The organism is Methyloversatilis discipulorum, from assembly GCF_000527135.1.
Lineage (GTDB): Bacteria > Pseudomonadota > Gammaproteobacteria > Burkholderiales > Rhodocyclaceae > Methyloversatilis > Methyloversatilis discipulorum.
Genome location: NZ_AZUP01000001.1, coordinates 1411821 through 1427041, shown reverse-complemented (window position 1 = coordinate 1427041; position 15221 = coordinate 1411821). Strand labels below are relative to the sequence as shown.

The 15221-nt window shown below is 65.5% G+C and carries 15 protein-coding genes and 1 tRNA gene; 11 read left to right on the top strand and 5 right to left on the bottom strand.

Annotation, left to right across the window (positions count from 1 at the left end; all coding sequences use genetic code 11):
* Nucleotides 1-4 precede the first annotated feature (4 nt).
* The 3 genes from METFAM1_RS0106460 to METFAM1_RS0106450 all read left to right on the top strand — a co-directional run bounded on the left by METFAM1_RS0106460 (nt 5) and on the right by METFAM1_RS0106450 (nt 2400).
* On the top strand, nt 5-898 hold the full coding sequence (locus tag METFAM1_RS0106460; RefSeq protein WP_232419671.1) for an ABC transporter ATP-binding protein: 894 nt from the start codon (nt 5-7) through the stop codon (nt 896-898).
* 172 nt (nt 899-1070) lie between these two features.
* Nucleotides 1071-1919, top strand: a complete 849-nt coding sequence (locus METFAM1_RS0106455) for an amidohydrolase family protein (protein WP_019918786.1) — start codon at nt 1071-1073, stop codon at nt 1917-1919.
* Nucleotides 1920-1941: 22 nt separating this feature from the next.
* Nucleotides 1942-2400: a GNAT family N-acetyltransferase gene (locus tag METFAM1_RS0106450; RefSeq protein ID WP_027491022.1), complete on the top strand. Its 459-nt coding sequence runs from the start codon at nt 1942-1944 to the stop codon at nt 2398-2400.
* Between the two features lie 129 nt (nt 2401-2529).
* Here the strand turns inward: METFAM1_RS0106450 and METFAM1_RS0106445 are convergent, their stop codons facing one another.
* The gene (locus METFAM1_RS0106445; protein WP_019918784.1) at nt 2530-3114 is read right to left on the bottom strand and encodes a TetR/AcrR family transcriptional regulator; all 585 of its coding nucleotides are present in this window, start codon (nt 3112-3114) and stop codon (nt 2530-2532) included.
* Nucleotides 3115-3362: 248 nt separating this feature from the next.
* Here METFAM1_RS0106445 and soxC point away from each other — a divergent pair, with 248 nt between their 5' ends.
* Both soxC and METFAM1_RS0106435 read left to right on the top strand, forming a co-directional pair.
* On the top strand, nt 3363-4673 hold the full coding sequence (gene soxC, locus METFAM1_RS0106440; protein WP_232419670.1) for a sulfite dehydrogenase: 1311 nt from the start codon (nt 3363-3365) through the stop codon (nt 4671-4673).
* Between the two features lie 10 nt (nt 4674-4683).
* A complete protein-coding gene (locus tag METFAM1_RS0106435) occupies nt 4684-5286 on the top strand; it encodes a c-type cytochrome (RefSeq protein ID WP_019918782.1) in 603 nt (200 codons plus the stop codon).
* 296 nt (nt 5287-5582) lie between these two features.
* Here the strand turns inward: METFAM1_RS0106435 and METFAM1_RS0106430 are convergent.
* A tRNA-Asn gene (locus tag METFAM1_RS0106430) sits at nt 5583-5658 on the bottom strand.
* A 214-nt stretch (nt 5659-5872) separates the two neighbouring features.
* Between METFAM1_RS0106430 and METFAM1_RS0106425 the strand changes: the two genes are divergently transcribed.
* From METFAM1_RS0106425 to rfbC, 5 genes are all read left to right on the top strand, one after another.
* On the top strand, nt 5873-7663 hold the full coding sequence (locus METFAM1_RS0106425; protein ID WP_019918781.1) for an AsmA-like C-terminal region-containing protein: 1791 nt from the start codon (nt 5873-5875) through the stop codon (nt 7661-7663).
* Nucleotides 7664-7764: 101 nt separating this feature from the next.
* Nucleotides 7765-8832: a dTDP-glucose 4,6-dehydratase gene (gene rfbB / locus METFAM1_RS0106420; protein ID WP_019918780.1), complete on the top strand. Its 1068-nt coding sequence runs from the start codon at nt 7765-7767 to the stop codon at nt 8830-8832.
* A complete protein-coding gene (rfbD, locus tag METFAM1_RS0106415) occupies nt 8829-9722 on the top strand; it encodes a dTDP-4-dehydrorhamnose reductase (RefSeq protein ID WP_019918779.1) in 894 nt (297 codons plus the stop codon). Before rfbB ends, rfbD begins: the two co-directional genes overlap by 4 nt.
* A 20-nt stretch (nt 9723-9742) precedes the next feature.
* Nucleotides 9743-10624: a glucose-1-phosphate thymidylyltransferase RfbA gene (rfbA, locus tag METFAM1_RS0106410; RefSeq protein ID WP_019918778.1), complete on the top strand. Its 882-nt coding sequence runs from the start codon at nt 9743-9745 to the stop codon at nt 10622-10624.
* Nucleotides 10624-11175: a dTDP-4-dehydrorhamnose 3,5-epimerase gene (rfbC, locus tag METFAM1_RS0106405; protein ID WP_019918777.1), complete on the top strand. Its 552-nt coding sequence runs from the start codon at nt 10624-10626 to the stop codon at nt 11173-11175. The genes rfbA and rfbC overlap by 1 nt, the downstream gene beginning before the upstream one ends.
* A gap of 152 nt (nt 11176-11327) precedes the next feature.
* On the opposite strand, the gene ylqF is transcribed toward rfbC, so the two are convergent.
* A complete protein-coding gene (ylqF, locus tag METFAM1_RS0106400) occupies nt 11328-12230 on the bottom strand; it encodes a ribosome biogenesis GTPase YlqF (protein ID WP_020647623.1) in 903 nt (300 codons plus the stop codon).
* A gap of 115 nt (nt 12231-12345) precedes the next feature.
* On the opposite strand from ylqF, the gene METFAM1_RS0106395 reads away from it, so the two are divergent.
* Nucleotides 12346-12780, top strand: coding sequence for a BLUF domain-containing protein (locus tag METFAM1_RS0106395; protein ID WP_019918775.1), 435 nt, complete (start codon nt 12346-12348; stop codon nt 12778-12780).
* Between the two features lie 18 nt (nt 12781-12798).
* Here METFAM1_RS0106395 and METFAM1_RS0106390 read toward each other — a convergent pair whose 3' ends face one another.
* Together METFAM1_RS0106390 and METFAM1_RS0106385 are read right to left on the bottom strand one after the other, a co-directional pair.
* Nucleotides 12799-13554 carry a DUF1223 domain-containing protein gene (locus METFAM1_RS0106390; protein WP_019918774.1) on the bottom strand — a complete coding sequence of 252 codons (756 nt, stop codon included), beginning with the start codon at nt 13552-13554 and terminating at the stop codon, nt 12799-12801.
* 66 nt (nt 13555-13620) lie between these two features.
* A complete protein-coding gene (locus METFAM1_RS0106385) occupies nt 13621-15210 on the bottom strand; it encodes a gamma-glutamyltransferase family protein (protein ID WP_019918773.1) in 1590 nt (529 codons plus the stop codon).
* Nucleotides 15211-15221: the final 11 nt, after the last annotated feature.

Sequence of the window (15221 nt, the reverse complement as noted above, 5' to 3'; positions counted from 1 at the left end):
GATCATGGCAAGTGCAACTCAGAGCGCGATGGCGCCGATCACCAGCAAGATCTCGATCAACGCCGGGGAGATGATTGTCAGCAATGTGTGCAAGTCATACGGCACGGGGCTGTTCGAGAAGAAGGTGGTGAAGGACTGTTCGTTCAACGTCGAACGCGGCAAGCTCACCGTGATGATCGGCCCCTCCGGCTGCGGCAAGAGCACACTGATCAAGCTGCTCGCGGGGTTCGAGAAACCCACCAGCGGCAACATCCTGCTGAATGGCAAGCCGGTGACCGGGCCGGGGCGGGACAGACTGGTGGTGTTCCAGGAGTCGGCGCTCTTTCCGTGGATGACGTCCTACGACAACATCATGTACGGGCCGATCGCGCGCGGTGAGGACGACAAGAAGGCGCGTGACCTCGCTGAGTTCCTGCTCGACAAGGTGGGCCTGCGCGACTTCCGCAAGAAGTATCCGATGCAGCTGTCGGGGGGCATGCAGCGCAGGGCGGAACTGGCGCGCGCAATGATCAACAACCCGGAGGTGATGATCCTCGACGAGCCCTTCCGCGGACTCGACGCGATGTCGAAGGAACTGATGTGGGAGTACTACTCGGCGCTGTACGAGGAGTCCCGCCGCACCACCTTCTTCGTCACTACGGATATCGACGAGGCGCTGTTCCTCGCCGACCGCTTGATCATCATGAGCAATATCCCGACCCGGGTGAGAGCCACCATCGAGGTGGACATTCCGCGGCCGCGCAAGCTAGCCGACTTCTTCCTCGGCGACCGCGCCAACGAAGTGAAGATGACCGCACTGTCACTGCTGCACGAGGAGGCGATGAAGTCCTTCTCCGGAGGCAGCAAGGCGGCGGCCGACTTCGTCGAATCCTACGCAAGGAGATCACAGAGGGCGTGACGCGTCGCGCCGCACGGCGCGCGTCTCGACACCTTGACGAGCGTGCCTGACGGTGCGCCCGCAGGGAGCGCTCGCGCCAGAAAAACGCGGAGTCGCATCACCGCGACTCCGCGCAACAGCCGGACGGGGCACAGAAAGCCCCACTCTCAACTACTCAAGACAGGCGGACACCATGACCCAGACCGTGATCGACATGCGCAGCAGACCTTCCTACCTGCACGACTTCTACGGCGCGACGCCCGACACCCCTTCGTTCGAGGTGGTGAAGTGGCTGAACCGCCGGACGGGGTCGCAGGACGAACTGCATTTCACCCGCTCGAAGAACGCCAGTTCCTTCGTCAAGGAGATCCGCGCCGCCGGCATCGCCCAGGCGGTGGTGGTCGGCCGCGACACACCGGGGATCAAGCATTCGAACGACGACATCATGAAGATGGTGTCGGAGCACAAGGAGCTCGTCGGCATCGGCTCGGTCGATCCGCACGCCAGCGGCATCAAGGCGGCGACCGACGAGATCGAGCGCGCGGTCGGCAAGCTCGGCCTGAAGGGCATCAACATCGAGCCCGGCTTCTGCAATCCGCAGGTGGCGGCGGACGATGCGCAGCTCTATCCGGTGTACGAGGCCTGCCAGGCGCTGGGTGTGCCGGTGACCATCATGTCCGGTCCGACCACGCCGCGCTTCGAACTGACGGATCCGGCCTCCATCGGGCGCGTCGCGAAGAACTTCCCGCAGCTCAAGATCGTCTGCTACCACGGCTTCTGGCCCTACGTGAACGAGATGATCGGCATCGCCTTCCGCTGGGACAACGTGTTCGTCGTGGCGGACATGTACATCTTCCTGCCCGGTGGTTCGCTCTATGTCGAAGCTGCGAACGGCTTCATGCAGGATCAGCTGCTGTTCGGCAGTTCCTATCCCTTCCGTGCGATGGGTCAGTCGGTCGAGGACTACCGTACGCTCGGCTTCAAGGAGTCAGTCATCGACAAGGTGATGGGCGGCAACGCGAAGCAGGTTCTGGGGCTTTGAGGCGATGGGCGAGGAGGCGACGATGAACACGATAGGGCAGCCCATATCGATACGCCGGGCCGACGATGAGGACATCGACTGGTTGCTCGACATGTACTCATCGCTCGACTTCTCGCCCGAGCCCTCACTGCCGCTGACCGATGCACGCGCACGCTTCCGGCAGATCGAGGGCTATCCGGACTACCGGGTGTACGTCGCCGAGTGCGACGGCGAACGGGTGGGAACGTTCGCCCTCATCATCATCGACGGGCTTGCACATGGCGGGCGTCCGCACGCGATTGTCGAAGATGTTGTGGTCGCACCCGGGCGTCGCCGCCGTGGCGTAGGTCAGGCAATGATGCGCTTCGCCATGGAGGGCTGCGCGGAGGCGGGCTGCTACAAGCTCGCGCTGTCGAGTCACCTGAAGCGAGAAAAGGCGCACCGCTTCTATGAAATGCTCGGGTTCGAGCGGCATGGCTACAGCTTCATGATCGAGTTCTGAAGCGCATCGACGACGATGTCTCGCGTCTGCAGCCTCGCGCTTCAGGGACCGGGTGGACGCGGCGACGTGTCGGCTGCGGCGCGCCGTAAGGCTGCGGTCGCCAGGTGTGAGTCGCGCGTTGTCGGCGGGTCAGTCGAGCGCCAGCATGCGAAGAGCCATCTCGTTGAAGCGCTCGGAGATGGTCTCCGCACCGAGCGAGCCGTCCGGCCGCATCCACAGATAGCTGTAGAAATACATTCCGAGTACGCCCTTCAGGACCACCGGGTCGTAGGGCCTGAAGAGACCCTGTTCGGCGCCGGCGGTGAAGGCGTCCTTCCAGACACGTTCATAGCGTGTGTGCAGCGCCAGCACTTCCGCACGGCGCGTATCAGTCAGCGACTGGACTTCCCGAAAGCACACCGTCAGCTCCGCCTGATGAGACGCGATCATCGAGATCAGGTGGTGACCCAGTATGCAGATGCGCTTTCTCGGGTCCGCTTCCTCTTCGGCGATCACCGCGAGTTCGTTCAGATCGGTGATGTATTCGCGGGCGATGTCATAAAGAAGATCGTCCTTGCTGCGAATGTGGTGGTAGAGCGCTCCGCGGCCAAGCTGCACCGCGTTCTGCAGTTCGGTCATGCCGACTGCGTGGTAGCCGCGCTCGGCAAAGAGGCGGGCGGCCGCCTTGACGATGCGTGCCCGCTGCGAACGGTCGTCCTTCGTGTCTACGCTCATGAGGACGGCCCCGGAGGGGCCAGAGTTCAAAGTTCTCCAGATCATAAATTACCCGCTGTGCCTTGCGTTCAAAGCATCGTGCGCAAAGCGAGGCGTTGAGCACTATCCACGGAGCGGGGGCGTTCACCGAGCGAATCGTCAGCAGCGGACCACATGAATTGATTGCTCCGGCCAATGCGCCGACGTAGTATACCGACCGATCGGTACAATTCCGGTCGTCGGAGGTTCCCAACCACCTGGAGGTCATCGTGGATCAGAAGATTGACGGAGTACGTTTGGTCGCAGCCGCGCGCGCCGAACTCGAGGCTCACAGTTCGATTACGCACAATCCGTCGCGACGGGCGCTGCTCGCGAAGACGGCAGCCGCTGCGGTGACCGGGCTGGCTGGCGTCGGCGTCGCGCGTGCGGAGCCGCTCGCAGTGCCGGAATCGAACAAGGCGCTCGGACGACCCTTGCCGCCGGAAGAGTACGGCATGCCATCGAAGTACGAGTCGCACGTCAAACGACGGCGAACCGATGTGCTGGTGAACAAGCAGAACTATTCGGACTGGAGCTTCACGCCGCTGCATCAGCAACTGGGCACCGTCACGCCGAACGGGCTGATCTACGAGAGGCACCACAACGGGGTACCCGACATCAACCCCGATCAGCATCGCTTCGTCATCCACGGCATGGTCCGCCAGCCGCTGGTCTTTTCGATGTCCGACCTGATGAAGTACCCGTCGGTGTCACGCTTCCACTTCATGGAGTGTTCGGGCAACGGCCTTACCGACTGGCTGAAGCCGGCCGCCCGTACTGTGCAGCAGACGCACGGACTGTTGTCGTGCGCTCAATGGACCGGCATTCCGGTGTCGACGCTGCTCGACGAGGCCGGCGTCTCGCCATCCGCGACATGGGCGCTGGCGGAGGGCGGGGACGGTGCGGCGCATGCACGCAGCATTCCGATGAAAAAGCTGATGGAGGACGCGCTCATCGTCTATGCGGCGAACGGCGAAATGCTCAGACCTGAAAACGGTTACCCGCTTCGTCTGTTCATTCCGGGCTGGGAGGGCAACGTCAGCATCAAGTGGCTGCGCCGGCTCAAACTGGGCGACCAGCCCTGGCATCTGCGCAGCGAGACTGCGCGCTACACCGATCCGATGCCTGACGGGAAGTGGCGTCAGTTCAGTTTCGAGATGGAGGCGAAGTCCGTGATCACCTCGCCATCCGGCAGCATGAAGATCCGCCCGGGCCCGATCGAGATCGTCGGCTTCGCGTGGTCCGGAAAGGGGAGCATCCGCGCGGTGGATGTCACGCTCGATGGCGGGCGTACCTGGCACCAGGCTCAGCTGGAAGGGCCAGTGATGGACAAGTGCCTGACGCGATTCCGGCTGCAGTGGAACTGGACCGGTGGTCCGACGACGATCGCCAGCCGCTGTGTCGACTCGACCGGCTACGTCCAGCCGACGGTCGAGGACATCCAGAAAGTGCGCGCGATCACCGGCTTCGTGCAGCACCACAACGGCGTTTTTCCGTGGTTCATCAACGAAGCAGGGGAGGTGAAGAATGCGATCGCTTGAGACAGTGACGATGGCCCTGGCCACCACCCTGCTGCTGGCGGGTTGCGCGGGAAATACGGTGAGTTCGGCAACTGCTTCACCGCATGCCCGCCCGGCCGCGCTCGGCACGCCCGTCGTTGAACCGGATCTCGTCGCCTGGAATATCGATGTCCGTGGTCCGGACGGGCAGGGGCTGCCGCCGGGATCCGGCACCGCGCGGGCAGGGAAGGCGGTGTTCGACGCCCAATGCGCCTCCTGCCACGGCGCCGCGGCTGCCGGTGGACCGATGTTCGGCACCATGGTGGGCGGTATCGGCTCGTTCAAGACGGACAAGCGTGTGCTTACGCCGGGCAGCATGTATCCGTATGCGCCGGCGCTGTTTGATTACATCCGCCGCGCCATGCCGCTGACCGCCCCGCAGTCGCTCAGCAACGACCAAACCTACGCGGTGACGGCGTACCTGCTGCACCTCAACGGATTGGTGGAGCAGGACGCCGAGATGAATGCGGCCAGTCTGGCGGCGATCCGCATGCCGAACCGGGACGGTTTCATCGTCGACGACCGGCCGGATACGAACGCTGTCCGGTGCATGCAGGACTGCAAGCCGCTGCGCACAAGCGTCGCGGTGCCTTAGGGAGGCGACGGCAGATTCGCTCGCCACTTGTACGGCAGATCTGGACCAGGACTGCACAATCTGACGCTGACTGACGGATTGCCGGGGTGGCGTCGGCGTGGTCGGCCGCTCCGACGCCATCCATACCTGGCCGATCTGATCCGCCTTACGGGATCGGGTTGGCCGGGTCAAATTTGCCTCGTCTCACAGCCCGACATCGCTCGGCCTGGCGCTAGATAGGTATCCGCTTCGCCGCAACACTTAGATATTCGCGTGTTAACGGAAAAGGCCCGCATCGCTGCGGGCCTTTTGTGTCTTGGCTCCCCGACCTGGGCTCGAACCAGGGACCTACGGATTAACAGTCCGGCGCTCTACCGACTGAGCTATCGGGGAAGAAAGAGGCCGCAACTATAGACAGCCCGCTGGCGATCGTCAAGCGATTGATGCGATATTTTCTTCGGCCTGAATGTGCGGTCACTCCGCGCCCGAGTCGATTTATGATCGCGTCACCGCTGCCTGCAAGACTGTGTGGCAGCCATAACCGCATGACTCCATCTCCTCAGCGCCGGTGATCCAGCCGGCGCGGCAAGGCGGCCAGCGCGCATCCATGAATGAAAATGCTGTTTACGTAAAGACCGAGGCCGGCGAAGAGGCGGTGAGCAAGCGCACCATCGTCCAGCGCAACCTGCGCTCCATCCTGATCATGATCGATGGGCGCACGCCTGTCGGCAATCTGGCGCAGCAGTTCGGCGATCCGCTCATCGTCGAGGGTCTGGTCGGCGAACTGGAGCACCGCGGACTGGTGCGCCGGATCGACGCGCCGCCGCAGGGCGAGGAGGCGGACCGCGCCGAGCTGTCGTCCATGCTGGTCGATATCGAGGACCTGGTCAGCCAGCCGATCACGCCGGTGTCGGACGACATCCGTCGGGCGCATGAAAAGGCGTCCGCCAAGGAGTCGCCGGTGCTCGACGAGTTCGCGATGGCCTTGCCCGAGCTGGCGGCGCCGGCACCGGCGAATTCCCCCGCACCGGCTGCAGCGCTGTCTGCTGCCGACGATGTACGCGGCGCGATCCGTCGCGCGATGATGTCCGCCTCGCCGGACGCCGCTGCCGCAGAACGCAGCGGTGGTGGCCTGCAGCGACTGTTTGACCTGTTCGCCGGACGAGTCGGCGACCGCAAGGGCCCCCCGGGTTCGCTCGGCAAGAAAATCGTCCTCTCCGCGGCGGTGCTGCTGGCGCTGCTGGTCGGCCTTTTCTTCCTTTATCCCTATCAGCGCCATCTGCCGCACTTCGAGTCCCTGGCGACCGAATTGCTGGGGCAGCCGGTACGCATCGCGTCGGTTTCGCCCAGCCTGTTCCCCGAGCCGTCCATCGCGCTCGAAGGGGTGACGGTGGGTGGGCCCGGGCAACTTGAAATCGGTGCGGTAAAGCTGCTGCCACGGGTGTCCACGCTGCTGTCGGAACGTACTGTTCTGCGCGACGTGCGCATCGAGCGTGCGGCACTGAATCTGTCCTTCCTGCCATCGCTGTCGCGCCGCCAGGACATCAACTGGGCGTCGCGCTGGGTCACCGTCGAGCACGTCAGCATGGTCGATGCCAGCATCGTGCTGCTCGACGGTGCCATCGGTGCGCTCGGCGGCGATCTGGCGCTGGACGAGAACGGCGTGCTGACGCGCCTGTCGCTCGCCTCTGCCGACGGTGGGCTCAAGCTTCAGGGCAACAACGCCGGCGGCGTCTGGAGCGTGTCGATGACGGCGCTGGGATGGCAGACCCCGGGCAAGCCTTCGTTGCTGTTCGATGTGCTGGAGGCGCAGGGCACGCTGAACAGCCGCCGCCTGCAGTTCGACAAGCTGGACGTCAAACTCTATGACGGTTACGCAACCGGCAGCGTGGCGTTGGATTTTGCCGACGTCACACGGTTCGAGGGGCAGCTGCAGACGTCCCGTCTCGGCCTGGCGGGGCTGCTGAAGGTGTTCGCGCCGACGCTGCTGCTGACCGGTGACCTGTCGATGTCGCTGTCGCTGACCGGCGAGGGCCGTAATTTTGAGGAACTGCAGAAGAGCCTGCGGGGTACGGGCACGATGGGGGTGCAGCGCGGGCAGATCGAACGCGTCGATCTTGTGCAGGCGGTGCGCATTCCGCGGCCGGGTGGTGTGCGCGGCGGCAGCACTCGCTTCGATCGGCTGGACGCCAACGCGGTGGTCGATGCCAGCGGCGTCAGTCTGAGCCAGGTGGTGATGGAATCGGGTCTGGTCGGCGCCAACGGTACGCTGCGTCTGGCCGACGACACCTTGCGCGGGCGGCTCGACGTGACGCTGCAGGGCTCGGCAACGACGGTGCGCGCGCCGGTGAACATAGAAGGGCCGTACGCGGATCCGGTGGTGAAGCTGCTGCGCTGAGCCGGAACATCCTGTTGCATCGCAGCGTGCAGCTTTTACTACGCGCTGTCATGCCTGCCGGTTAAAGTGATGTCTCCCCGAATCGAACAGGCGTTTGCATCATGACCATCCTGGTAACCGGCGGTGCCGGTTTCATCGGCAGCAATTTCGTGCTCGACTGGCTGGCCGGCAGCGACGAGCCGGTCGTCAATCTCGATGCGCTGACCTACGCGGGAAACCGCGCCAACCTGGCATCGCTCGACGGCGACGCGCGGCACATCTTCGTGCACGGCGACATCTGCGATCGCGAACTGATCGACCGCCTGCTCGCGCAGCACCGTCCGCGCGCCATCGTGCATTTCGCCGCCGAATCGCATGTCGACCGCTCGATCCACGGCCCGGGCGAATTCATGCGCACCAACGTGACCGGCACCTTCACGCTGCTGGAGGCCGCCCGTGGCTACTGGGGCGCGCTCGAAGGTGATGAGAAATCCGCCTTCCGTTTCCACCATGTCAGCACCGACGAGGTCTATGGTTCGCTCAAGCCGACCGACCCGCCGTTTGCCGAAACCAACGCCTATGAACCGAACAGCCCGTACTCGGCGAGCAAGGCGGCGAGCGACCACCTGGTGCGTGCCTGGCATCACACCTACGGGCTGCCGGTGGTCACCACCAACTGCTCGAACAACTACGGGCCGTATCACTTTCCCGAGAAGCTGATCCCGCTCATCATCGTCAACGCGCTGGCCGGCAAGCCGCTGCCCGTGTATGGCGACGGTCAGCAGGTGCGCGACTGGCTGTACGTGAAGGACCACTGCGCGGCGATCCGCGAGGTGCTGGCGCGCGGCCGTCTGGGTGAGACCTACAATATCGGCGGCTGGAACGAGAAGCCGAACATCGACATCGTGCGCACGGTGTGTGCGCTGCTCGACGAAATGAAGCCGGACGCTTCCGGACCCTACGAACGGCTCATCACCTATGTGAAGGACCGCCCCGGCCACGACCGCCGCTACGCGATCGACGCCCGCAAGATCGAGCGCGAACTTGGTTGGCGGCCGGCGGAAACCTTCGACACCGGCATCCGCAAGACGGTGCGCTGGTATCTGGACAACCAGCCCTGGGTGCAGGACGTGCTCAGCGGCGGCTACCGCGACTGGGTGAGCAAGCAGTACGGCGGAGCGTCGGCATGAAAATCCTGCTGTTCGGCAAGGGCGGGCAAGTCGGCTGGGAACTGCAGCGCGCGCTCGCTCCGCTGGGTGAGCTGATTGCACTTGATTTCGACAGCGCCGGCGATCTGTCCGGCGACTTCAGTCAGCCGGCGGCGGTGGCGGCAACGGTGCGCCGTGTGGCGCCTGACCTCATCGTCAATGCCGCCGCACACACCGCGGTCGACAAGGCCGAGAGCGAGGTTGATCTCACCCGCCTGATCAACGCGACCACGCCCGGCCGCATCGCACAGGAAGCGAAGGCACTCGGCGCCCATCTGATCCATTACTCGACCGACTACGTGTTCGATGGCAGCGGGAACGCGGCGCGCGACGAGATGGCGGCGACCGGGCCGCTCAGCGTCTATGGCCGCACCAAGCTGGAGGGCGAGCAACTGATCGCCGCGTCCGGCGCGACGCATCTGATCCTGCGCACCAGCTGGGTCTATGCCGCGCGTGGGGGCAACTTCGCGAAGACCATGCTGAAGCTGGCGAAGGAGCGCGAACGGCTCACCGTGATCGCTGACCAGATCGGTGCGCCGACCGGTGCCGAACTGCTGGCCGACGTCAGCGCACACGCCGCGCGTACGCTGCGCGCCCGGCCCGAACTGAGCGGGCTCTACCACTGCGTGGCCGCCGGTGAAACGTCCTGGCATGGCTACGCCACCCATGTGATCGAGCGTGCGCGCGCAGCTGGTCACGCGATCAAGGTTGCATCGGACGCCATCCTGCCAATCCCGACCAGCGATTACCCGACACCGGCCACGCGTCCGCTCAATTCCCGGCTCGATACCCGTCGGTTGCGCGAGGCCTTCGGTCTCGTGCTGCCGCCCTGGCAGCAGGGCGTGGACCGCATGCTGGCCGAAATCCTCTGAACAGAATCAGGAGCACCCACATGACACGCAAGGGCATCGTACTGGCCGGTGGATCCGGCACGCGCCTGCACCCGGTGACGATCGCGGTATCGAAGCAGCTGATGCCGGTCTACGACAAGCCGATGATCTACTACCCGCTGAGCACGCTGATGCTGGCCGGCATACGCGAAGTGTTGGTGATCTCGACGCCGCAGGACACGCCGCGCTTCCAGTCGCTGCTGGGCGACGGCTCGGCCTGGGGCATGAAGATCGAGTACGCGGTGCAGCCCAGCCCGGACGGTCTGGCGCAGGCCTTCATCATCGGCGAGGACTTCATCGGTGGTGAGCCGTCGGCGCTGGTGCTCGGCGACAACCTGTTCTACGGTCACGAATTCGCGCATGACCTGAAGTCGGCCAGCGCACGCGAAGCGGGGGCCACCGTGTTCGCCTACGGCGTGACCGACCCGGAACGCTACGGCGTGGTCGAGTTCGACGCAAACGGACGCGCGATCAGCCTCGAAGAGAAGCCGGCCAAGCCGCGCAGCCGCTACGCGGTGACCGGGCTGTACTTCTACGACGGCCAGGCGAGCACGATTGCCAAGTCTCTGAAGCCCTCGCCGCGCGGAGAACTGGAAATCACCGACCTCAACCGCGTCTATCTCGAGCGTGGCGAACTGGAAGTACAGGTGATGGGCCGCGGCCACGCCTGGCTGGACACCGGCACGCACGACTCGCTGATCGAGGCCGCACAGTTCATCCAGACACTGGAAAAGCGTCAGGGCCTGAAGATTTCCTGCCCGGAAGAGATCGCCTGGCGGCAGGGCTGGATCGACTCGAAGCAACTGAAGAAGATCGCCACACCGCTGGCCAAGAGCGGCTACGGCCAGTACCTGCTGCGCATCATCGACGAACAGGTGTTCTGATGAAGGTGATCGAAACAGGCATCGCAGGGCTGCTCGTGCTCGAGCCGAAGGTGTTCGGCGACGCCCGCGGCTTCTTCATGGAAAGCTTCAACGCGCGCACCTTCGCCGAGGTGACCGGGTTGAAGCTGGATTTCGTGCAGGACAACCACTCGCGCAGCGGACGCGGCGTGCTGCGTGGGCTGCACTACCAGGTCAGGCAGCCGCAGGGCAAGCTGGTGCGCGTGTCGCAGGGGCGGGTGTTCGACGTCGCGGTCGATCTGCGCAAGTCCTCGCCCACCTTCGGCAAGTGGTACGGGGTGGAATTGAGCGGCGAGAACCACCGCCAGTTCTGGGTGCCGGCCGGCTTTGCGCATGGTTTCTACGTGCTGAGCGAGTCGGCGGACTTCCTGTACAAGACGACCGACTATTACGCCCCCGAGTACGAGCGCAGCCTCGCATGGAACGACCCGACGGTGGGTGTGCAGTGGCCGCTGGACGGCGAGCCGCTGCTGTCGGCGAAGGATCTCGCGGGCAAGCCGCTGGGTGAGTGCGAGGTGTTCGAGGGGCTTTGAGTCGGGCGTGCTTTTCGTGGGAGCGACCTCTGGTCGCGATGCGGCTTCTGCAGGCTGCCGGCTTCGGTTCAGGCCGCCATCGCGAGCAAGCTCGCTCCCACGGGAGGCCCGGCTCCGGCTAGGGGGCTGGCGTCCGCCCGCATACCTGACTGTCAGGTTTCGCCGCTGTTCTCTGCTGCCGCGGCGGCCTTCGCCGCTTTCTCCTCGGCCAGCATCTGCGCCCTCGTTTCCGGCGTTTCCAGGCTGACGCGGCCGATCAGGCCGTCGCGGTAATCCTGCAGCAGCGTGAACGCAGCCTTTTCCAGATCCGGTGCACCACCCTTGATGCGGTAGCCGCGGCGGGCGGCGATGTGTTCGATCACCGCCACGCCGTCCATGTCGGCCGTGCAGCCGTAGCGCGCCGCCAGCATCTGCGGATAGCGGGCCTGCAGCAGGTTGCCGAGAAAGGTTGCGACCTCTTCGTCGATGATGGCGTTGCGGCCGATGGCGTGGCTGGCGGCCAGCATCAGCCCGTCGCTCTCGTGCTCGATCTTCGGCCACATCAGGCCGGGCGTGTCGTAGAGCGTGAGTCGCGGATTCAGATGAATGCGCTGGATGCTCTTGGTGATCGCCGGCTCGTCGCCGGTCGCCGCCACCTTCTTCTTCACCAGCGCGTTCATCAGCGTCGATTTGCCGACGTTCGGAATGCCCATGATGATGACGCGCAAGGGTTTCAGGTTGTCGTCGCGGTGCGGCGCCAGCGACTGCGCCAGCGACTGGATGCGTCCCGCGTCGCCCGGCTTGCGCGCCGAAATGGCGACCGCCTTGGTGTTCGGCTGACTGTTGAAGAACTTCAGCCAGGCCGCGGTTACGTCCGGATCGGCCAGGTCTGCCTTGTTCAGCAGCTTCAGGCAGGGCCGGTTCCGGTGCGTGCGGATGGCGTGGATCATCGGATTGCTGCTCGCCTCCGGCAGGCGCGCGTCGAGCACCTCGACCACGACGTCGATCGATTTCATCGCGTCGGTCGCATGCTTGCGCGCGGCGGTCATGTGACCGGGGAACCACTGGATGGACATGTGAGGCGGGCGGGACGGCGGGAAAGGTCGCCATTCTACCGGTCGACGTCGCGCATCGCCCTGAAACACCGGAACCCCTGATGCGGTCGAAGCGGACACTTCACAGGAGACCGCCATGCTCGTCCGCCTCATCTACGCCAGCAAGGTCCGCGACGGCCTCGCTCCCGGCGACATCGACGACATACTCGCCCGTTCGCAGGCGAACAACGCGCGCATCGGCGTCACCGGGGCGCTGTGCTACACCGGTGGCGTGTTCCTGCAGTGCCTGGAGGGCGGAAGACGGGAGGTGAACGAGGTCTATCACCGCATCGTTGGCGACCCGCGCCACCGCGATCCGGCCATTCTCGGCTTCACCGAGGTGACGGCGCGCGACTTCGCCGACTGGGCCATGGGTTACGTCGGCTACACGGCTGACAACCGCGCGCTGTTCCTGAAGTACGGCCCGCGCCCCGAATTCGACCCCTACGCGATGAGCGCCGCATCGGTCGAGGCGCTGCTGCATGAATTGCTGGGCGTCGCGCGCTGGAAGACCGTGCGCGCTGCCGGCTGATGCCGGCAGCAGGCCGCTTCATCCGGCGCATCCTTCGATCGTCGCTCCAAGCAGGCTGGCGCCGGAACCGGCGTCCGCCGCGATCAGCGCTACGCCAAGATCCGCGCGCTTCCAGCCGGCGTCGAGCATGAATTCGTGCTTCAGCGCGAGTCTGGCGTCGCGGTCCGCACTGAACGGGCCCGAGAGCTTGCGCACGACGAAGTCGTGGCGGAGGCGGTGGCCGGCGTTCTCTCCGCGGCTCACGTTCGAGACGAGGTGGCGCTCGTAAAGCGCCAGGTACCCGACCGTGTGTGGCGGCAGGGTCGCCACCGCGCGGACTTCGGCACGATGCCCGCTGGTGTCGAGCGCAAGCTCGACCGGCACGGATTTCTGCGGTGTATGCAGTGCGATCCGTGTACTCACCTGGCCGGCCGATCGCCAGCCGCGGAAATCGTCGCCGGCCAGCCTGACCTGAGGCGTATAGACGACGCTGCCACCCTCCGCCTGCGCCAGGCGTCGCTGGTGCGCGGAATGCGCCGGGTCGGCAAAAGGATCCGTCCAGCCGATGTAGTTCCAGTAATCGACATGAAAGGCCAGCGGCACCACCCGGTGGGCGGCGGCTGCATCGTCCAGCGAGCCCAGCCAGGCCTCGGCCGGCGGGCAGCTGCTGCAGCCCTCCGAGGTATAGAGCTCGATCACAGGCGCCCAGGTGCGGCTCGCCCGGCAGCTTGCGGCATCGGCGCTGGCAGCGGCAAGGCAGGCAGCCAGCGCAAGCAGCAGGGCAGTCGGTTTCATCGCTGTCTCCGGTCAGTTGTTCCTGCAGTGGACCGATGACCGGCGGCTACCCTTACATCGTCGGCCTCAATCGGTGCCGACCGCCGCTCCGTCCGACCGTGGGTCTGCTGCGCCTTCGACGCGGCCATCCGGATACCGCACGATCAGTCCCGCGTGGCCGGCGCTGTCGTCGAAATCGCTGAGCGACTCGATCACATGGCCGCGAGCGGTCAGCTGCTCGAACACCTCGGGGGCGAAGCGCGATTCCAGCTTGAGCGTCTCGCTGGCCGATCCCCATGTGCGGCCGAGCAGCCAGCGCGGTGCCGAAACGGCGTCCTGCACGCTGTCGCCGAACACGAGATGGCGGGTGAACACTGTGGCCTGGAACTGCGGCTGACCGTCGCCACCCATGCTGCCGTACACCACGGTGCGTCCGTCCTTCAGTTGCGCCATCGGCGGGTTCAGCGTGTGGAAGGGCTTGCGGCACGGGTCGAGCGCATTCAGCGCGCCCGCCTGCAGCGAAAAGCTGACACCCCGGTTCTGCCACAGCACGCCGGTATCGCCGGCCACCACGCCGCTGCCGAACTCGTGATAGATGCTCTGGATGAAGCTCACCGCACGACCTTCGCCGTCGACCACGCCGAGCCAGACGGTGTCGCCGGGCGCCGTGTTCACGCGGCCGCCGGCGCGCTCGGGATCGATGCCGTCGGCCAGGGTGTCGAGGCACTCCGGTGACAGCAGCGATTGCGCGTCGACACGCATGCGCGCCGGGTCGGTCAGATAGCGGTCGCGGATGCGGAAGGCCTGACGGGTGGCTTCGACCACGCTGTGGATGTAGTCGACCGATTGCCCGTGCAGCCCCTTCAGATCCAGCCGGTCCAGCTGCCCCAATATCAACAGCGACAGCAGGCCTTGGGTCGGCGGTGGCATGTTGTAGATGCGCCCCAGGCTGTGCTCGAGTACCAGCGGTGTGCGCCACTGTGCGCGGTGCGCCGCGAAATCCGACAGGCGCAGCGGGCTCCCCGCACGCTCCAGCGCCGACGCCATGCGCCGGGCCAGTTCGCCGGTATAGAAATCGGACAGACCCTCGCGCGCGAGCTGAGCCAGCGTATCGGCAAGCCGCAACTGGTAGAGCGTGCTGCCGGCTGCGGGCAACTCGCCGTCGGGCATGAAGTTCAGCGCGAAACCGGGCTGCGGGCCGACTTCAGGTTCCTTCACGCGCAGGCTGCGGGCCAGGTTCTCGGTCACCCTGACGCCGTGCCGCGCGTGGTGTTCGGCGTCGCGCAGCAGGCGCGACAGCGGCAACCGGCCCCCGGCTTCCGCCGCCGCCTGCAGTGCGAGCTGCCAGCCCGACACCGTGCCGGCCACGGTCAGCGCGGCCAGCGGACCGCGGTTCGGAATGCGCTCCCGCACGTCCTGATCGGCGTACCAGGCGCGGCTGGCCAGCGCGGCGGATGCGCCGCAGGCGTCGATCGCGCGCGGCGCTTCGCCCGGCTCGGCGATCAGCCAGAAACCGTCGCCGCCGAGCGCATTCATGTGCGGATAGACGACGGCGATGGTGGCCGCTGCGGCGATCATGGCCTCGATCGCGTTGCCGCCCTCGCGCATGATGTCGCGCGCGGATTCTGCGGCGAGGTGGTGGGGGGCGACGGCGATGCCGCCCGTGTGTGAAGTCATGTCTGGCTCCT